This is a genomic window from Micromonospora sp. WMMD734 (genome assembly GCF_049178975.1).
Classification (GTDB): domain Bacteria; phylum Actinomycetota; class Actinomycetes; order Mycobacteriales; family Micromonosporaceae; genus Micromonospora; species Micromonospora wenchangensis.
The window spans coordinates 2366833-2385547 of the sequence record NZ_JBMHMK010000001.1; the positions used below are offsets into that span (position 1 = coordinate 2366833).

Here is an 18715-nt window from a genome sequence, read left to right on the forward strand (position 1 = left end):
ACTAGCCGCCCGGAGGGCCGGTTCGTCACTGTCACAGCACAGGTAGTGTGCTCCGGTCGCTCAGATCCCGTCCGAGTACGACATTCCGTCCGGCCCCAGCCCGGCCACGAACTCCCGGCAGGCGGCGTAGTCCGGCAGCGTCCCTGCCGCCCTGACCTGCGCGAACGTCGGCGCCGCCGCGTCGCGGGCGGACAGTTGCGGCACCTCGGCGGGCCACTCGATGCCCAGCTCCGGGTCGAGCGGGTGCACCGCGTGCTCCCCGGTCGGGTTGTAGGTGGTCGAGCAGAGATAGTTGAGGGTCGCGTCGTCGGTCAACGCGCAGAAGCCGTGCCCCAGCCCCTCGGCCAGGTAGACCGCCCGCCGGTCGGTGTCGTCCAGCCGGACGCCCTCCCAACGGCCGAAGGTCGGCGAACCGGTCCGCAGGTCCACCACCACGTCGAGCACCGCGCCCCGCACACAGGTGACGTACTTGGCCTGCCCGGGCGGGACGTCGGCGAAATGGATGCCGCGCACCACACCCCGTCCGGAGATCGACAGGTTGGCCTGGGCCAGCCGCAGCGGATGGCCGACCGCCTCGGCGAGCTGGTCGAACCGGTACCACTCCATGAACAGGCCGCGTGGGTCACCGTGCTGCTGCGGGGTGACCTCCCAGGCGCCCTCGATGCTCAGCGGACGAATCTTCACCGCGCCCCCTCCGTTCCCGACTGTGCCGCGCGCAGCACCGCCTCGTCGTGCTTGTCGGCCAGCAGACCCAGCAGGTAGTCACCGTAACCGCTCTTGGTCAGCGGCTCGGCCAGCGCGCGCAGCTGCCCGTCGTCGATCAGGCCGGCCCGCCAGCAGACCTCCTCGACGCAGCCGATCTTCATGCCCTGCCGTTCCTCGATCACCCGGACGAACTCGCCGGCCTGCATCATCGAGGTGAAGGTGCCGGTGTCCAGCCAGGCGGTGCCCCGGTCCAGCACGGTGACCGACAGCTCGCCGGCCTCCCGGTACGCCTCGTTGACCGCGGTGATCTCCAGCTCGCCCCGGGCGCTGGGGGTGAGCTTGCCGGCGATCTCGACCACCCGGTTGTCGTAGAAGTACAGGCCGGGCACGGCGTAGCGGGACTTCGGCCGGGCCGGCTTCTCCTCGATCGACAGCACCCGGCCGTCGCCGTCGAAGTCGACCACGCCGTACGCCTGCGGGTTGGCCACCGGGTAGGCGAACACCCGCCCGCCGACCAGGTCGCCGTTGTCGGCCAACTGCCGGCCGAGGCCGACGCCGTGGAAGATGTTGTCGCCCAGCACCAGCGCCACCGAGTCGTCGCCGATGAAGTCCGCGCCGAGCACGAACGCCTGCGCGATGCCCTCCGGGCGGGCCTGGGCGACGTACTCCAGGCGCAGCCCCCACTGGCTGCCGTCGCCGAGCAGCCGCTGGAACTGCTCCTGGTCCTCCGGAGTCGTGATCACCAGGATCTCCGGCACCCCGGACATCACCAACGTCGACAGCGGGTAGTAGACCATCGGCTTGTCGAAGATCGGCATCAGCTGCTTGGACACCGCCCGGGTGATCGGCCACAGCCGGGACCCGGTGCCACCAGCGAGAAGGATTCCACGCACCGGGGGAGCCTACCGGGACCGGCGCGAACCGGACACCGGGGTCACGGTCCCCGGAGCTGCGGGCCGATGCGCGTACACTTCCGTCCCCGTGAGGATTCTCGTCACCGGCGGAGCCGGATTCATCGGGTCGGAGTACGTACGGATGCTGCTGGGCGTGCCCGGTGGCGACGCGTCCGGCGTGCCCGCGATCGAGCCCACGACGGTGACCGTGCTGGACAAGTTGACCTACTCCGGCAACCTGGACAACCTCGCCCCGGTGCGCGAGGACCCCCGGCTGCGGTTCGTCCGGGGCGACATCTGCGACCCGGCGACGGTCGACGAGGTCGTCGCCGGCCAGGACGTGGTCGTGCACTTCGCCGCCGAGTCGCACGTCGACCGGTCGATCGCCGGCGCCGCGCCGTTCGTCACCACCAACGTGCTCGGCACCCAGACCCTGCTGGACGCGGCGCTGCGGCACGGCACCGGCCGGTTCGTGCACGTCTCCACCGACGAGGTGTACGGCTCCATCGACTCCGGGTCCTGGACGGAGACCTGGCCGCTGGCCCCGAACTCGCCGTACTCGGCCTCGAAGGCCGGGTCCGACCTGCTGGCGCTGGCCTACCACCGGACCCACGGGATGGACGTGGTGGTCACCCGCTGCTCCAACAACTACGGGCCCTACCAGTTCCCGGAGAAGGTCGTTCCGCTGTTCGTGACCAACCTGCTCGACGGCGGGACGGTGCCGCTCTACGGCGACGGCGGCAACGTGCGGGACTGGCTGCACGTGCACGACCACTGCCGGGGCATCGCGATGGTGGCGCACGCCGGCCGCTCCGGCGAGGTCTACCACATCGGCGGCGGCACCGAGCTGAGCAACAAGGAGCTGACCGGGCGGCTGCTGGAGGCGTGCGACGCCGGCTGGGACCGGGTCGTCCCGGTGACCGACCGCAAGGGCCACGACCGCCGCTACTCGCTGGACATCAGCAAGATCAACACCGAGCTGGGGTACGCCCCGAGCATCGGCCTCGACGAGGGCCTGACCCGGACCGTCGCCTGGTACCGGGACAACCGGGCCTGGTGGGAGCCGCTGAAGACGGCACCGGCCGCATGACCCGGGTCCTCGTCACCGGCGCGGGTGGCATGCTCGGCCGGGACCTGCTCGCCGTGCTGGCCACCCGGGGCGACCTCAAGGTGACCGCCGCCACCCGCGCCGACCTCGACGTCACCGACGCCGGGGCGGTGCACGCCGCGGTCGCCGGGCACGACGTGGTGTTCAACGCCGCGGCGTGGACCGACGTCGACGGCGCGGAACGCGACGAGGCGGCGGCGACCGCGATCAACGGCGACGGCGTGGCCCACCTGGCCCGCGCCTGCGCCGGGCACGGTGCGCGGCTGCTGCACGTCTCCACCGACTACGTCTTCGCCGGTGACGCCGACACCCCGTACGCCGAGGACGCCCCCACCGACCCGGTCAACGCCTACGGCCGCAGCAAGCTCGCCGGGGAGCGGGCCGTGGTCCGATTTCTCCCCGAAACCGGCTACCTGGTGCGGACCGCCTGGCTCTACGGCGCACACGGACGCAACTTCGTCACCACCATGCTCGACCTGGCCGCCACCCGGCAGCACCTCGACGTGGTCGACGACCAGCACGGCCAGCCCACCTGGTCGTACGCGTTGGCCACCCGGCTGGTGGCGCTCGCCGACGCGGCCCTGGCCGACCGGGCACCCGCCGGGATCTACCACGGCACCTGCACCGGCCAGACCACCTGGTACGGGCTGGCCCGCGCCGCCTTCACGCTGGCCGGGCTCGACCCGGACCGGGTCCGACCCACCACCAGCGACCGGTTTCCCCGTCCCGCCGCGCGACCCGCGTACAGTGTGCTAGGGCACGACCGGTGGGCCGAGGCCGGCCTGCCCCCGCCGCCGGACTGGCACGACGCGCTGTCCGACGCCTTCGCCTCCCCGACTGCACCCGCCCCGTGGAAGGTCGCATGAAGCTCACCCTCGTCACCGGTCTGACCGGCCTGATCCTGCTCGCCACCATCGTCGAGCTGCTGCGCCGCCGGCAGCTCCGCGAGAAGTACGGCATGCTCTGGCTCGGCGTGCTGGTCATCGTCATCCCGTTGTCGCTGTTCCCCCGCCTGCTGGACAACGTGGCCGGCTTCTTCGGCGTGGTCTCCGGCGTCAGCCTGGTGCTCTTCCTCGGCATCGTCTTCCTGCTGCTGGTCTGCGTGCACCTGAGCTGGGAGGTCAGCGCGCTGGAGGAGGAGACCCGGACCCTGGCCGAGGACTTCGCCCTGCTCCGCGCGCAGATCGACGCGGAGCGCGCCGCCCGGCTCGCCGACGGCGCCCAGCTCACCGCAGCCACCCGAGACGAACTGGTGTCCCACGATGGTTAACGGCAAGCGCGTCCTGATCATCATCCCGGCGCTCAACGAGTCCGGGTCGATCGCCGACGTCGTCGGCGAGGTCCGGGGCGAACTGCCCGGCGTCGACGTGCTGGTGGTCGACGACGGCTCCACCGACCGCACCGCCGCCGTGGCCGCCGCCGCCGGAGCCCGGGTGGCGAAGCTGCCCTACAACCTCGGAGTGGGCGGCGCGATGCGGCTCGGCTACCGCTACGCCCGCGACAACGACTACGACGTGGCCATCCAGATCGACGCCGACGGCCAGCACGACCCCCGGTACGTGCCCAAACTGGTCGACCTGCTCGACGACAACGACCTGGTCATCGGTGCCCGGTTCGCCGGTGAGGGCGACTACTCCGTGCGCGGGCCCCGCCGCTGGGCGATGGTCATGCTGTCCGGGGTGCTCTCCCGGGTGGCCAGGACCCGCCTCACCGACACCACGTCCGGTTTCCGGGCCGCCAACCGGCGGGTCATCGAGATGTTCGCCGGCTGGTACCCGGCCGAGTACCTCGGCGACACGGTGGAGACCCTGGTGCACACCGCCCGGCGCGGCTACCGCATCCGTCAGGTGCCGGTGGCGATGCGCAAACGGATGGCCGGCACCCCCAGCCACTCCCCCGCCAAGGCGATGATCTACCTGGGCCGGGCCTTCGCGGTACTCACGCTGGCGCTCATCCGCCGGTGATGCGGCGGCTGCTCCACCTCGTCCCGCCCGGCACCCTCGCCGTCGGAGGCGGGCTCGCCCTGCTCGGGCTCGCCTCCTACGTGCACCTCGCGGTCGCCGGACACGCCCTCGACCGCGCCGACTACTCCTCGCTGTCGGTGCTCTGGTCGATCGTATTCACCCTCGGCATCGGCGTGTTCATCCCCGTCGAGCAGGAGGTCGCCCGGGTCGTCGCCGCCCGCCGCAGCCAGGGGTTGCCCCCCGGCCCGGTGCTGGCCCGGGGAGCCACCGTCGCCGCCGTCGTGCTGGCGCTGCTGGTCGTGGCCACCCTGGCCGGCTACCGGGCGCTCACCGACCGGCTCTTTGCCGGTGACGCCACGATGGTCGCCGTGCTGATCGGCGCGCTGGTCGCGATGGCCGTGGCGTACACCACCCGGGGCGTGCTGTCCGGCCTGCAACTCTTCCCCTGGTACGGCACCCAGCTCGGGGTCGACGGCGGGGTACGCATCGCGCTGGTCGCCGGCCTCGGCGTAACCGGCGTCACCCACCCGGTCTGGTACGGCGCGGTGCTGGTCGTCGCCCCGCTGCTGTCGGTGCTGGTGACCCTGCCGCCGGTGCTGCGGGCCGTCGGCGGCGGCGTCCCGGTGGCCTGGGGCACCCTGCTGCGCGGCCTCGGCCTGCTCACCGTCTCCAGCCTGCTCTCCCAGGTCGTGGTCAACGTCGGCGTAATCAACGCCCGGCTGCTCGACCCGGCCGACGTGGCGACCGCCGGTGCGCTGCTCTCCGCCCTGGTGCTGGTCCGGATCCCGCTGTTCGTCTTCGGCTCCATGCAGGCGTCGCTGCTGCCCGGCCTGGCCACCACCGCCACCACCGGCGACGTGACCGGTTTCCGCCGCCTGCTGCGCCGGGCGCTCGGCGTGGTCACCGCCCTCGGCGTCGCCGGGGCGGTCGGCGCGGTGGCGCTCGGCCCGTGGCTGGTGCACCGGCTCTTCGACGCCCCCGGCGTGCTCGGCCACGGCGACTTCGCCTGGCTGGCCGTCGGCACCCTGGCCTACCTGTGGGCGATGGTGCTCGGGCAGGCGCTGCTCGCCCTCGACCGGCACCGCGCCCAGGCGGTGTCGTGGACGATCGGGGTGGCCGCCCTGCTCGCCGTCACGGCCGTCCCGGCCCCGGTCGCGCTCCGCGTCGAGCTGGCCTACGCCGTCGGTTCCGTCGTGGTGGCCGCCACCATGGCCGTCCTGCTGCTGCGCCGGGGCGCCCGCCCGGCCACCCCCACCCCCGGCCGGCCGCTCGACGACGTGGTGGCCGCCGGCGTCTCCGGAGGTCTGTAGATGTCCCGCCCCCAGGTGTCCGCGGTGATGCTCGCCTACGGCGCCGAGCCCTACCTGGTCGACGCCGCCCGCGCCGTGCTGGCCAGTGTCGACGTCGAGATCGAGCTGATCGTGGTCGACAACGGCTGCACCGGTGACGGCATCGACGTGGTCAAGGGCCTCGCCGGGGTGCGGGTGGTCCGGCCGGAGGAGAACACCGGCTACTCCGGCGGCTGCCGGGTCGGTGCCGCCGAGGCCACCGGCGAGTGGCTGGCCTTCGTCAACTCCGACGCCGTCGTCGCCCCCGACGCGTTGGCCCGTACGGTGGCGGTGGCCGGTGAGCCGGGTGTGGGCGCGGTGATGGCCTCGATCCGGCTCGCCGAGAACCCCGACCTGATCAACACGTCAGGCAACCCGCTGCACTACATCGGGCTGTCCTGGGCCGGCGGCAACGGCCAGCCGGCCAGCGCGCACGCCCGGCGGACCACTGTGCCGTCGATCAGCGGCTGCTGCTTCGTGATCAACCGGGCGCTCTGGCGGGAGCTGGACGGCTTCGCCGCCGAGTACTTCGCCTACCACGAGGACACCGAGATCAGCCTGCGGCTGTGGCAACGCGGGCTGCGCCAGGAGTACGTCCCCGACGCCGTGGTGGTGCACCACTACGAGTTCTCCCGCAACAAGCTCAAGCACTACCTGCTGGAACGCAACCGGCTGATCTCGCTGCTCACCGCGTACGAGACGCGGACGCTGGTGGTGCTGGCCCCGATGCTACTGCTCACCGAGGCGGCGATGCTGGTGGCCGCGCTGCTCGGCGGCTGGTCGCGGGAGAAGGCGCGCGGCTGGGGTTGGCTGTGGACCAACCGGGCCTGGGTGCGGGCCCGGCGTCGCCGCCTCCAGCAGGAGCGGATCGTCCCCGACGGGATCATCGCCGAGCTGATGACCGCGAAGGTCGACCCGTCGAACGTCGAGTCGCCACCCGGCATGGGCGTCTTCAACGTCATCGCCGCCGGCTACTGGGCGCTGGCGAAGCCGCTGCTGCGCAGGGCCTGACCGTCGACCCGCCGCCACCGGTGCGTGCCGGTTCCGGCCCCGGTGGGCGGGCGGCGGCGCGGATGGCGGATGGCATCCACGGGTCGGGGCCGGGGTTCTCGTCACCCCGGCCCCGACCCGTGTCACCGTCACGCTTCCGGCTTCTCCTGGGGCTGACCCTCCAGGTCGGCCGAGCCGGCCGAGGTGGTGGGCTTGTGCGCCTCCTCGGTCGGCACCGTCGGGGTCGCGGCCCGGCCGTCGGCCGGCGCGGCGTCACCTGCCGCGTCGCCCTCCAGCAGCGCGGTCAGCGCCGCGCCGGTGATCCGTCGGAAGGTACGCCCCACCCGGCCGCGGTCCAGGACCGCCACCTCCAACTGGTTGGGGGCGATCGTCCGGGCCGCACCACCCTCGCCTCCGACGCTGCTCAGCGCCTTCATAGCCACCCTGACCGCCTCGCTGAGCGACAGGTCGGGGCGGTGCTCGGACTTGAGCACGCCGGTGATCGCCTCGGCCTGACCGCCCATCGCCATCCGGCCCGGCTCGTCGTTGACCGAGCCGTCGTAGGTGAGCCGGTACAGCTCGTCTTCCTCGACCGTGGCACCGACCTGCGCCACGCAGATCTCCACCTCGAACGGCTTGGACTGCTCGGTGAAGATCGCGCCGAGGGTCTGCGCGAACGCGTTGGCCAACGCCCGGCCGGTCACGTCCCGCCGGTCGTAGCTCAGGCCGTTGAGGTCGGCCATCCGCACCCCGGCGCGGCGCAGGTTCTCGAACTCGTTGTACCGACCGACGGCGGCGAAGCCGATCCGGTCGTAGATCTCACTGACCTTGTGCAGGGCGCTGGAGAGGTTCTCCGCGACGAAGAGCACCCCGCCTGTGTAACTCAGGACCACCGCGCTGCGCCCCCGGGCGATGCCCTTGCGGGCCAGCTCGGAGCGGTCGCGCATGATCTGCTCGGGCGAGGCGTAGAACTGCATGGCCACGGCGGCGGTTCTCCTTCTGGCGCTGTGCTGACGACTGGGGCTGGTGGGGGTGGGGACGGCGTCAGCCGCCCGGGTTCTCCATCCGCCCGGCGACGACGGCCTCGGCGATGGTGGCCGTCTCGGCCTCGGTGAGCCGGTGGGTGCCCTCGGCGGTCGCCGTCATCACCACCGGGTAGATCCGCCGGGTCAGGTCCGGCCCACCGGTGGCCGTGTCGTCGTCGGCGGCGTCGTAGAGCGCCTCGACGGCGAGCCGGGTCGCGTCGTCGATGGACAGGCCGGCCCGGTAGCGCTTCTTCAACGCCGACTTGGCGAACAGCGAACCGGAGCCGATCGCGTCGTAGCCGGTCTCCTCGTAGGGGCCGCCGGTGACGTCGAAGCTGAAGATCCGCCCGGCCCGCGCGGGGTCCCGGGCGGCCAGGTCGAAGCCGGCGAACAGCGGGACGACCGCGAGCCCCTGCATGGCGGCACCGAGGTTGCCCCGGATCATCGCGGCGAGCCGGTTGGCCTTGCCGTCGAGGGAGAGCATCGCGCCCTCGATCTTCTCGTAGTGCTCCAGCTCGACCTGGAACAGGCGCATCAACTCGATGCCGATGCCCGCCGTGCCGGCGATGCCGACCAGCGAGTACGCGTCGGCGGGGTGCACCTTCTCGATGTCGCGCTGCGCGATCAGGTTGCCCATGGTGGCCCGGCGGTCGCCGGCCAGCACCACACCCCCGGTGGCCGAGATGGCCACGATGGTGGTGGCGTGGGGTGCCAGGTCGGCGGCCATGCCCGGCGGCAGCGGCCGTCGGCCGGGCAGCATCTCGGGGGCCACCCTGCTCAGGAACGAGGTGAAGGAGGACGTCCCCGCGTTGGTGAACACATCTGGTAGACGCCCGGATGGATCAAAGCCCGCTGCCACGTGGTTCCTCTCAGGTACGTGATCGCCCTGGCCAGCCTCGTGGGACTGTCACGGAACTGGCCAAGACCACCGTTGCAGTTGAAGCAGAGTATCCCGCGCACCCATCCGGTGCGGTGATCGTGGTCCACATGTTGAGGATCTTCCGCGCCGCAAACGGCGCAGACGCCGCCCTGCTCGGCGAGAAGCTCCCGGAACTCCTGCTCGCCGATCCCGTAGCGGCGGCGCAGGTGGTACCCGCGACTGCCGCCGTAGAGCCGGAGCTTGCTCTCCCTACCCTTCTCGTTGTGGCAGGGCTTGCAGTATCGGCCGTAGCCGCCGCGCCCCGACCGGTTACGGGGAAAGTCGTCGAGCGCTTTCGTCTCACCACACGTCGGGCAGCGACGGTGGCCATCCGGAACCACAGGTGGTTGGCGAACCTCCCGGCCGTGCTTCTCCCTCGTCCGCTTGGCATAGCTCACCTGGAAACGCAGGTTGAAGCAAGGCTTGCAATAGCTGCCCCGGCCATCGGGCCGACGGCTGTTCACGCAGAACTCATCGAGCAACTTCCACTCGCCGCAGTCTCGGCAACGACGGTGTCCGTCTCGATCGTCGAGCGGATAGGGCATGTCCGATTTAACCCGTTATGCCCTATTCACCCCCTTTCTGTACGTAGCCGCGCACAAATTCTTCGGCGTTCTCCTCCAGGACCGAGTCGATCTCGTCGAGCAGGTCGTCGACGTCCTCGGTGATCTCCGCGTGCCGTTCCGCCACCTCGGGGTTGGCCTCGGTGGTGACGTCCTCGATCTCCTCGGCCTGGTGCGACTTGCCCGCCTGCGACTGGCCGCCCTCTTGTGAAGCCATCTCGGTGCCTCCTCCACGATCGCCTGCGATGAACTTACCTCGCGGAGGCGACGAAAAGCCCGCCGCGCGCCGGCATCCGACGCACGACGGGCCACCGGCACCTGTCGGATCAGCCGCCGGTCAACGTCTCCAGCAGGTCCTTGGCGGTGTCGCACCTGTCGAACAACGCGCCCACGTGTTTGCGGGTGCCCCGCTCCGGCTCCATCATCGGCACCCGGACCAGCGACTCCCGGCCCACATCGAAGATCACCGAATCCCAGCTCGCCGCGACCACCTCGGAGGCGTACTGGGCCAGGCAACGGCCCCGGAAGTAGGCCCTGGTGTCCTCCGGCGGCTCGGTCATCGCCCGGCGGGTCTGCTCGTCGTCCAGCATGGTCTTCATCGAGCCCCGGGTCACCAGCCGGTGGTAGAGGCCCTTCTCCGGCCGGACGTCGGAGTACTGGAGGTCGACCAGTTGGAGCTTGTGCGAACCCCAGCCCAGCTTCTCCCGCTCCCGGTAACCCTCCAGCAGCCGCAGCTTGGCCACCCAGTCCAACTCGTCGGCGCAGAGGAACACGTCGCGGCCCAACCGGTCCAGCACCCGCTCCCAACGCTCCAGCACGTCCAGGGTCTGCGCGTCGGCGTCCGCGCCGTACCGCTCCTCCACGAAGGAGCGGGCCCGCTCGTAGTAGGCCCACTGGAGGTCCAGGGCGGTCAGTCGACGCCCGTCGCGCAGCCGCATCCGGTGGGTCAGGGACGGGTCGTGGCTGACCGCGCGCAGCTCGGCGACCGGATCGGCGATGCCCAGGTCGGCACCGAGCGCCTTCTCCTCGATCATGGTGAGAATCAGCGCGGTGGTGCCCACCTTGAGGTAGGTGGAGATCTCCGACAGGTTGGCGTCGCCGATGATGACGTGCAGCCGGCGGTACTTGTCGGCGTCGGCGTGCGGCTCGTCGCGGGTGTTGATGATCGGTCGCTTGAGGGTGGTCTCCAGCCCCACCTCGACCTCGAAGAAGTCCGCCCGCTGGGAGATCTGGAAGCCGCTCTGGCCGCCGTCCTGCCCGATGCCGACCCGACCGGCGCCGCAGACGATCTGCCGGGTCACGAAGAACGGCGTCAGGTACGCCACGATGTCGGCGAACGGGGTCTGCCGCCGCATCAGGTAGTTCTCGTGGGCGCCGTAGCTGGCACCCTTGTTGTCGGTGTTGTTCTTGTAGAGGTGGATCGGCTGGGTGCCGGGGATGGTGGCCGCCCGCCGGGCCGCCTCGGCCATCACCCGCTCCCCCGCCTTGTCCCACCGGACCACGTCGAGGGGGGTGGTCACCTCGGGGGTGGAGTATTCCGGATGGGCATGGTCGACGTAGAGCCGGGCACCGTTGGTGAGTATCACGTTGGCCAGGCCCAGATCCTCGTCGGCGAGCGCCTCCGCCGGGTCGTAGGCGGCCCCGGAGTAGGTGAACCCCCGGGCGTCGCGCAGCGGCGACTCCTCCTCGTAGTCCCACCGGGCCCGGCCGCCCCGGTTGAGTTCCGGGCGCGCACCGTACGCATTGACCACCTGCGACGAGGTGACCATCGGGTTGGCTCCGGCCTGACCGGGCACGGAGATCCCGTACTCGACCTCGGTGCCCATGATCCTTCTGACGCTCATCGACCTACCTGCTCCGCTCGCCTCACCCGGTCCGCCGTCACGTCGAGCGTAGTCCGCCTCACCGGGGAAGGGGGCACGCCGCTTCGGCCGGGTCGGGAGTCGCGGTCTCCAGGGTCGGCGGAGGCGGCTCGTCGGAGGGGGCCACGTCGCACTCGGGGACCGTCAACGGCACCCAGCTCAACCGGTGCCGCAGGGCGGGCTCGTCGCGCAGCATGCGGTGCACCCGACGTTCACCCTTGGGGTCGGAGGTGATGAACCGGATCGGGCCGGCCACCCGGCGGACGATGATGTCGGTGCGGTCCGGTTCGAGGAACGGCAGACTGTAGATGCCCGGATCGGTGGCCGCCGTGGTGCCGTGCAACGCCGACAGGCACAGCGAGATCAGGTAGGACCGCATCGGTCCCCGGTCGATGACCAGGGTGGTGGTGCCCGGCACCTCGGGATAGCGCTGTTGGGCGTCGGCGCACACCCAGGCCACCCGGGACGGCAGGGTGAGGTCCTGGTGGACCCACCGCTGCGCCCAGGTCTGCTCGTCGACCACCAGCAGGCTGCGGTGCCAGCCGGTCACCCCGCACAGCGCCACCGCGACCGTCATGGTGAGCGCGGCAGCGAGCACCCCCGCCGTGGTGCTGCCGACCCCTCGCCAGCTCAGGGCGGGTCGGGGCACCGGCAGCAGCCGGACCACCCCGGCGGTGCCGACGATGAGCAACGCGGTGGCCAGGTGGGTGCCCTTGACGAAGTAGTAGCCAGGGGTCACCCCGGCGTCGGTGTTGATCTGCGCGATGGTCAGCGGTAGGGCCGCGCCGACGACACAGACCAGCAGCCAACGCCGCCACGCCGGATCGGCGCGGGCGACCTGGACGAGCAGGGCCACCCCGACGATGCCGCCGAGCCAGATCAGCGCCCGCCAGCCCTCGACGGCCTGGGACGAGCCGATGACCAGCGCCTCGGTCTGCCCGGCCCGCAGCACGCCGAGCAGCGGGGCGATCAGGGCCAGCGCGGCCCCGGCCAGGCCGACCGTCAGCACGGTGAACCACCGGCGCAGCGCCTCCCGCCAGTGGGTGAGCACCCAGCACAGGACCAGCACGGCGGCGGCCGGCAGGAACAGGTAGTAGGTGAACCCGACGGCGGCGAGCAGGGCGCACAGCAGCACGACCTGTTCCCGGGTGCCGGGCACGGGGCGGGCGACCAGGGTGGCGATCAGGACGGTCAGCGTCAGGCCGAGCACCTCGGTGGGGTAGCCGGCGTTGAGCAGTCGCGGCAGCTGGGTGCCGAGCACCAGCGCGCCGACGACCACGGTGAGCACCGTGCGGTGCAGCAGGTGGATCGGGCCGGCCAGCCGTTGGGCCGCCCAGATCAGCGCGAGGGTGAACAGTCCGAAGCCGGCGACGGTCCAGCCGAAGTAGTGGGCGACGAGATCGTCAACGCGCGGCCCGGTGGGGGTCAGGAAACCGTCGAGCAGGGCGGTGGCCAGGTGCCAGCCCTGCGGGTAGTAGATGAGCTGGGCGGTGATCTGCTCCCGGGCGGCGGCCGGGTCCACGAAGGTGTAGCCGTCGAGGCGGCCCATCGCGTCGAACAGCGCCAGGTGCCGCCAGTTGTCCTCGCCCGCGCCGAGGACGGTGAGCCGGTCGGCGAGGTCGGTGGCCCGCTGCCAGGGTTGCCGCAGGTAGAACACCATGGCGGCGGCACCGGCCAGCGGAAACAGGTCGGCCCAGCCGGGTCGGGGCAGCCGGGGACGGCGGCGTAGCGCGGCGGCGGCGAGGACCAGCGCGGTGAGGGCGGTCCCGGTGAGCGGCACCGGCCGCATCCCCCAGGGCCAGACCGGGAAGACCAGGCCGGCGATCGTGGTCAGGCCGAGCAGCAGGCCCAGGGCGAGCATCAGCCGGTCGAGCAGGGTGCGGCCACCGCGTAGCAGGCTGGCCGTGGCGACCAGGACGATCGGCGGGAGCAGCCACTCCCGGTGCAGGGCGTGCCCGGCGACGGGCACGGCCCAGGCGGCGACGAGGGCGGCCAGCAGAAGGGGTATCCACCGCCAGCTGCGGCCCCGCCGGGGCGTCGGGACGGTGGGGGGCGTGCGATCCACTGCCGGGGACAGCGGCGGATCGGCGACGGACAGCTCGGGCGGCACGCGGTTCCTCGGAGTCGACTAGCGGTGGGGGAAGTCTAGCGACGAGTCCGGCATTCCACCCGCCCGGCGCGGGGTGGCGCGGTTAACAGTGGGTGACGCCGACGCCAGCGGGCCCGCGACGCGTCGCGTCGCGGGCCCGTCCGGTCGTCCGGTCAGAGGTACTGGCCGGTGTTGCTCGCGGTTTCGATGGAACGGCCGGCCTCGGTGCCCTTGCCGCCGGAGACGAGCGTACGGATGTAGACGATCCGCTCGCCCTTCTTGCCGGAGATCCGGGCCCAGTCGTCCGGGTTGGTGGTGTTGGGCAGGTCCTCGTTCTCCCGGAACTCGTCGACGCAGGCGTCGAGCAGGTGCTGCAACCGCAGCCCCTTGCGTCCGGAGGTGAGGAACTCCTTGATCGCCATCTTCTTGCCCCGGTCGACGATGTTCTGGATCATCGCGCCGGAGTTGAAGTCCTTGAAGTACAGGACCTCCTTGTCGCCGTTGGCGTAGGTGACCTCGAGGAAGCGGTTCTCCTCGGTCTCCGAGTACATCCGCAGGACGACCGCGTCGATCATGGCCGCGACGGTGGCCTGCGGCTCACCGCCGTGCTCGGCCAGGTCGTCGGCGTGCAGCGGCAGCCCGGCGAGGATGTACTTGGAGAAGATGTCCTTGGCCGCCTCGGCGTCCGGACGCTCGATCTTGATCTTCACGTCGAGCCGGCCGGGGCGCAGGATGGCCGGGTCGATCATGTCCTCCCGGTTGGAGGCGCCGATCACGATCACGTTCTCCAGGCCCTCGACGCCGTCGATCTCGCTCAACAGCTGCGGGACGATGGTGTTCTCCACGTCGGAGGAGACACCGGAGCCACGGGTCCGGAAGATCGAGTCCATCTCGTCGAAGAACACGATGACCGGGGTGCCCTCCCCGGCCTTCTCCCGGGCCCGCTGGAAGATCAGCCGGATGTGCCGCTCGGTCTCGCCGACGTACTTGTTGAGCAGCTCCGGGCCCTTGATGTTGAGGAAGAAGCTGGTGTGCCGGTCCTTGCCCAACCGCTCGGCGATCTTTTTGGCCAGCGAGTTGGCCACCGCCTTGGCGATGAGCGTCTTGCCGCAGCCCGGCGGACCGTAGAGCAGGATGCCCTTCGGCGGCCGGAGCTGGTGCTCCCGGAACAGATCGGCGTGCAGGAAGGGCAGCTCCACCGCATCGCGGATCTGCTCGATCTGCGACTGGAGGCCGCCGATGTCGGTGTAGTCGACGTCGGGCACCTCCTCCAGCACCAACTCCTCGACCTCGCTCTTCGGGATCCGCTCGTAGGCGTACGCCGAGCGGGGCTCGATCATGAGCGAGTCGCCGGCCCTGATCGCGGAGCCGATCAGGGTGTCGGCCAGATGGACGATGCGCTCCTCGTCGGAGTGCGAGACCACCAGCGCCCGGTCACCCGGAGCGCCCTCGGGACCCGCGAGGATCTCCTTGAGCATCACCACCTCACCGACCCGCTCGTAGCCGAACGCGTCGACGATGTTGAGCGCGTCGTTGAGCAGGACCTCCTGGCCGCGCCGCAACTCCTCGGCGTCCAGTGAGGGTGAGACGGCTACCCGGAGCTTCCGTCCGCCGGTGAAGATGTCCACCGTGCCGTCGTCGTGTCGCGCGAGGAAGACGCCGTAACCGGACGGCGGCTGTGCCAGCCGGTCGATCTCCTCCTTGAGCGTCACGATCTGCGCGCGAGCCTCCTTGAGGGTGCTCACGAGCCGGTCGTTGTTCTCGGTGAGCCGCGCCAACTGTGCCTGGGTGGCCGCCAGCCGCTCTTCGAGCTGCCGGACGTGTCGGGGGCTTTCGGTCAACTTGCGCCGCACCAGAGCGAGTTCCTCCTGAAGGAACGCGACCTGCGTGGAGAGATCGTGGGCCTCCTTCTCCCACCGTGCGGCGCGCGAGTCCGCGTCGTCACTGCGTGCCACGTCCCACCTCCCCGGGGGGCTTGAACGTTCTGCCCTAACACTAGCCGCTATGAGGCCGATTCGGTCCCACGCAACGCCCTCGTCACCGAACCTTGATCGCCACGGGACGCCTGAGGGGCAGGTCCAGCCGTTCGGGTACCGTCGGGGAGTGGGACGGGAGAACATGGGGGGTGCCGGGTGACCGACGTCGCTACCGACCAGTTGCAGGTCTGGGTTGACCAGGACCTCTGCACGGGTGACGGGCTCTGCGTGCAGTACGCACCGGAGGTCTTCGAGTTCGACGTCGACGGCCTGGCGTACGTCAAGGGCGTCGACGGTGAGCTGCGGCTCGCCCCCGGCAGCCGGGTCGACGTGCCGGAACACCTGCGGCTGGAGGTGATCGACTCCGCCAAGGAGTGCCCGGGCGAGTGCATCCACGTGGTGCGTGGCAGCGACGGCGTCGAGGTCGCCGGCCCGGAGGCCGAGGACGACTGAGCCGACGACGACCGGCTCCCGGGCCGGGGTGGCCCCGGCGTCGCCCACGGCCCGGTCACGGCGCTACAGCAGCGGGCGGCCGACCACCGAGGCGACCAGTCGGGCGAACTCCTCCAGCCGGGCGATCTGCCCGGCCCCGCCGTCGTCGAGGGTCTTGCCGAAACGTAGCGCGTCGTGCCGGGGCGCGCCGACCATGTCGTCGCCGGGCGGGGCCTCGTCCAGCGAGGTGAGCAGCAGGTAGACGTCGATGCTGTCCACCCGGACCTCGCCGTTCTCGGCCCGGGTGAGCCGCCGCCGGCAGCCCACCTCGGTGACCGTGGAGACCGGCACCACCCGCAGCGACGACGTCATCGACCCGGGCGGCCCCTCCCCCGGCGGCACGTCCTCGCCGTGCCAGAGCACCAGCCGGCTGCCGTCGCAGACGACGACCTCCTGCCACACCCCGTTGACCTCGTTGACGAACCGTTCCAGGGTGAAGCCGAGCACCGAGGCGCCCCGCAGCACGCCGCCGAGCGCCTCCAGGGCGATGTCCGGGTCACGCAGGTAGGCCCGCGCCGCCGACTCCAGATCCTGGTACGGCGACCAGTCGGGGAACACGGCCGGCAGCTCACCGCCGCCGAAGCCCGGCCGACTCATGCGCACTCCCTGCGGTCACACCGTCGGCCCGCACCGGCCGTCGGGTTCTGCCCGTTCACGCCCAGCAGCTCCGATCCGCCGTCACGGCCGGTCCACCCCGTCGGCTGCGGTGGCCGACGCGGCGGCGGTGGCCTGTGCCGCCGCCTCCCGGGCCGCCGCCGCCTCCCGCAGCGCCTGCTTGCGTTCCGCGTACGCCTCGGCGCCCTTGCTGGGCTTGCGGCGGCGCGGCGGCGCGGTGACGCCCGGAGCGAGCTTACGCGCGGAGACCAGGAACGCGGTGTGCGCGATCATCCGGTGGTCGGGGCGGACGGCGAGCCCTTCGGCGTGCCAGTCGCGCACCAGCGACTCCCAGGCCCGCGGCTCGGTCCAGCCGCCCCGCTCGCGCAGCGCCTCGACCAGCTCGGACAGCTGCGGGGTGGTCGCCACGTAGCCGATGAACACCCCGCCGGGCAGCAGCGCCCGCTCGACCATGTCGAGGGTCTCCCAGGGGGTGAGCATGTCCAGGATGATCCGGTCGAAACCGGTCTCCGGGCAGTCGGCGACGTCGCCGACGTGCAGCCGCCAGGCGGGGTGCGGCGCGCCGAAGAACGCCTCCACGTTGCGCCGGGCGATCTGGGCGAAGTCGTCGCGCACCTCGTAGGAGTGCAGCTCACCGCCGGTGCCGACGGCGCGCAGCAGGGAGCAGCTCAGCGCCCCCGAGCCGGCGCCGGCCTCCAGCACCTTGGCGCCGGGGAAGATGTCACCCATGGCGACGATCTGCGCCGAGTCCTTCGGATAGATCACCTGGGCGCCGCGCGGCATGGACAGCACATAGTCCGACAGCAGCGGACGCAGCGCCAGGAACGCCGTCCCGCCGCCGGCGGTGCTGACCACGCTGCCGTCGGGCCGCCCGATCAGCGCGTCGTGCGCCAGGATGCCCCGGTGGGTGTGGAACTCCTTGCCGGGCTCCAGGGTGACGGTGTGCATCCTCCCCTTCGGGTCGGTCAGCTGCACCCGGTCACCGGGGCGGAACGGGCCCCGGTGCACCGGGGGGAGTTCCGCGACGGCGGGGGGCGGCGGGGTGCCGTTGCGGGCCGGGAGGGTGGGGGGATGTGCTGCGGTCACCTGTTCGTCTTCCGTGTGGGTTCGAGGACCTGGGCGAGATCCGCGGTGTGCAGAACGCCGACCACATCTTCGCCTGACGTCACCACGTAGCGTGCGCCCGGGTGGGCCTGGACGGCCGCCATCAGCCGCTCGCCGTCGAGACCGAGCGGCACCGCCGGCAGCGCGGCCAGCGGCCGGGCCACCGCGTCGACCCCGAGCCAGGGCCGCCGGTGCACCGGTACGGCGTCCGCCGCGGCCGGGTCGACCAGGGCGACCGGCCGGCCCGCGCCGTCGACGACCAGCACGGCGGACCCGGGCGGGCCCTGCTCGGCGTGCCGGCGCTGCGCCTCGGCCAGCGGCGTGCCGGTGGGTACGGCGACGACCGGGCGGGCCAGCCGGGCCAGGTCGAGCAGCGGCACCCGGCGGCTGATCCGGGCGTACCGGATCGACTGTCCGGCGCCGCGCCAGAGGGTGACCGCGACCAGCAGCATCAGCGGCAGCGCCAGCGGCACCAGCACCCGCTGCACGGTGAGCAGCACGACCAGCCCGGCGGTGCCCAGCGCGACGGCCCGCCCGACCCAGCCGGCGACCTCGGTGGCCCGGTGCCGGTCGCGGGTGATCCGCCACAGCACGGCGCGCAGCGCCCGGCCGCCGTCCAGGGGCAGGCCGGGCAGCACGTTGAACACGGCGACGATGATGTTGCTCAACGCCAGTTGCAGCGCGAGCTGATGGGCCAGGGTGTGGTCGGGGGTGGCCAGCGTGGCGGCCACGGCGAGCCCGCCGAGCAGCGCCGAGACGGCCGGGCCGGCCAGCGAGACCAGCAGCTCCACCCGCGGGGTGGGGGCGTCCCGGTCCATCTCGGTGTAGCCGCCGAGCAGTTCCAGGGTGATCCCGCGCACACCGATGCCGTGACGCCTGGCGGTCAGCGCGTGCCCCAGCTCGTGCAGCAGGACCGAACCGAGCAGCGACACCACGAAGCCCAGACCGATCAGGTAGCCGCCGAGCGGGGACAGGCCGAGCCGGTCCCGGGCGAACTCGGCGTAGGTGACGGTCACCAGCAGGGTGAGCAGCAGCATCGACACGTTGAGGTGCAGCGGCACCCCGAACACCCGGCCGACGGT

19 protein-coding genes are annotated in these 18715 nt (G+C 71.8%); 7 read left to right on the forward strand and 12 right to left on the reverse strand.

Features of this window, described 5'->3' with window-relative positions:
* Window positions 1–60: 60 nt before the first annotated feature.
* Window positions 61–684 carry a dTDP-4-dehydrorhamnose 3,5-epimerase gene (gene rfbC, locus ACN267_RS09940; RefSeq protein WP_204960147.1) on the reverse strand — a complete coding sequence of 208 codons (624 nt, stop codon included), beginning with the start codon at window positions 682–684 and terminating at the stop codon, window positions 61–63.
* Window positions 681–1598, reverse strand: coding sequence for a glucose-1-phosphate thymidylyltransferase RfbA (gene rfbA / locus ACN267_RS09945; protein WP_421488487.1), 918 nt, complete (start codon window positions 1596–1598; stop codon window positions 681–683). Before rfbA ends, rfbC begins: the two co-directional genes overlap by 4 nt.
* An 88-nt stretch (window positions 1599–1686) precedes the next feature.
* On the opposite strand from rfbA, the gene rfbB reads away from it, so the two are divergent.
* Genes rfbB through ACN267_RS09975 form a run of 6 tightly spaced genes read left to right on the forward strand, consistent with a single transcriptional unit; the run spans window position 1687 to window position 7009 of the window.
* Complete coding sequence (gene rfbB / locus ACN267_RS09950) at window positions 1687–2688, forward strand: dTDP-glucose 4,6-dehydratase (RefSeq protein ID WP_421488488.1); 1002 nt, start codon at window positions 1687–1689, stop codon at window positions 2686–2688.
* The gene (gene rfbD, locus ACN267_RS09955) at window positions 2685–3572 is read left to right on the forward strand and encodes a dTDP-4-dehydrorhamnose reductase (protein WP_281897924.1); all 888 of its coding nucleotides are present in this window, start codon (window positions 2685–2687) and stop codon (window positions 3570–3572) included. The genes rfbB and rfbD overlap by 4 nt, the downstream gene beginning before the upstream one ends.
* Window positions 3569–3976 (forward strand): DUF2304 domain-containing protein, encoded by a 408-nt coding sequence (locus tag ACN267_RS09960; protein WP_239485766.1) that lies wholly within the window; start codon window positions 3569–3571, stop codon window positions 3974–3976. Before rfbD ends, ACN267_RS09960 begins: the two co-directional genes overlap by 4 nt.
* A complete protein-coding gene (locus ACN267_RS09965) occupies window positions 3969–4670 on the forward strand; it encodes a glycosyltransferase family 2 protein (RefSeq protein ID WP_204960151.1) in 702 nt (233 codons plus the stop codon). The genes ACN267_RS09960 and ACN267_RS09965 overlap by 8 nt, the downstream gene beginning before the upstream one ends.
* On the forward strand, window positions 4670–5980 hold the full coding sequence (locus ACN267_RS09970; protein WP_421488489.1) for a polysaccharide biosynthesis protein: 1311 nt from the start codon (window positions 4670–4672) through the stop codon (window positions 5978–5980). Before ACN267_RS09965 ends, ACN267_RS09970 begins: the two co-directional genes overlap by 1 nt.
* The gene (locus ACN267_RS09975; protein WP_421488490.1) at window positions 5981–7009 is read left to right on the forward strand and encodes a glycosyltransferase family 2 protein; all 1029 of its coding nucleotides are present in this window, start codon (window positions 5981–5983) and stop codon (window positions 7007–7009) included. It abuts the gene before it with no gap.
* 128 nt (window positions 7010–7137) lie between these two features.
* On the opposite strand, the gene prcA is transcribed toward ACN267_RS09975, so the two are convergent.
* The 7 genes from prcA to arc all read right to left on the reverse strand — a co-directional run bounded on the left by prcA (window position 7138) and on the right by arc (window position 15401).
* The gene (gene prcA / locus ACN267_RS09980; protein WP_421488491.1) at window positions 7138–7971 is read right to left on the reverse strand and encodes a proteasome subunit alpha; all 834 of its coding nucleotides are present in this window, start codon (window positions 7969–7971) and stop codon (window positions 7138–7140) included.
* Between the two features lie 61 nt (window positions 7972–8032).
* Window positions 8033–8872 carry a proteasome subunit beta gene (prcB, locus tag ACN267_RS09985; RefSeq protein WP_204960155.1) on the reverse strand — a complete coding sequence of 280 codons (840 nt, stop codon included), beginning with the start codon at window positions 8870–8872 and terminating at the stop codon, window positions 8033–8035.
* A complete protein-coding gene (locus tag ACN267_RS09990; protein ID WP_421488492.1) occupies window positions 8791–9477 on the reverse strand; it encodes an endonuclease VII domain-containing protein in 687 nt (228 codons plus the stop codon). Before ACN267_RS09990 ends, prcB begins: the two co-directional genes overlap by 82 nt.
* 22 nt (window positions 9478–9499) lie before the next feature.
* Complete coding sequence (locus tag ACN267_RS09995) at window positions 9500–9712, reverse strand: ubiquitin-like protein Pup (RefSeq protein WP_204960157.1); 213 nt, start codon at window positions 9710–9712, stop codon at window positions 9500–9502.
* 109 nt (window positions 9713–9821) lie between these two features.
* Complete coding sequence (dop, locus tag ACN267_RS10000; protein ID WP_372446003.1) at window positions 9822–11339, reverse strand: depupylase/deamidase Dop; 1518 nt, start codon at window positions 11337–11339, stop codon at window positions 9822–9824.
* A 58-nt stretch (window positions 11340–11397) separates the two neighbouring features.
* Window positions 11398–13467: a hypothetical protein gene (locus ACN267_RS10005; RefSeq protein ID WP_281897935.1), complete on the reverse strand. Its 2070-nt coding sequence runs from the start codon at window positions 13465–13467 to the stop codon at window positions 11398–11400.
* A 152-nt stretch (window positions 13468–13619) separates the two neighbouring features.
* Window positions 13620–15401, reverse strand: coding sequence for a proteasome ATPase (gene arc, locus ACN267_RS10010; protein WP_204960159.1), 1782 nt, complete (start codon window positions 15399–15401; stop codon window positions 13620–13622).
* 177 nt (window positions 15402–15578) lie between these two features.
* On the opposite strand from arc, the gene ACN267_RS10015 reads away from it, so the two are divergent.
* The gene (locus ACN267_RS10015; protein ID WP_088646668.1) at window positions 15579–15875 is read left to right on the forward strand and encodes a ferredoxin; all 297 of its coding nucleotides are present in this window, start codon (window positions 15579–15581) and stop codon (window positions 15873–15875) included.
* A gap of 63 nt (window positions 15876–15938) precedes the next feature.
* Here ACN267_RS10015 and ACN267_RS10020 read toward each other — a convergent pair whose 3' ends face one another.
* The 3 genes from ACN267_RS10020 to ACN267_RS10030 all read right to left on the reverse strand — a co-directional run bounded on the left by ACN267_RS10020 (window position 15939) and on the right by ACN267_RS10030 (window position 18703).
* Window positions 15939–16511 carry a hypothetical protein gene (locus ACN267_RS10020; protein WP_204960160.1) on the reverse strand — a complete coding sequence of 191 codons (573 nt, stop codon included), beginning with the start codon at window positions 16509–16511 and terminating at the stop codon, window positions 15939–15941.
* 81 nt (window positions 16512–16592) lie between these two features.
* Window positions 16593–17537: a tRNA (adenine-N1)-methyltransferase gene (locus tag ACN267_RS10025; RefSeq protein WP_421490405.1), complete on the reverse strand. Its 945-nt coding sequence runs from the start codon at window positions 17535–17537 to the stop codon at window positions 16593–16595.
* Window positions 17538–17611: 74 nt separating this feature from the next.
* Complete coding sequence (locus tag ACN267_RS10030; RefSeq protein ID WP_421490406.1) at window positions 17612–18703, reverse strand: site-2 protease family protein; 1092 nt, start codon at window positions 18701–18703, stop codon at window positions 17612–17614.
* Window positions 18704–18715 lie beyond the last annotated feature (12 nt).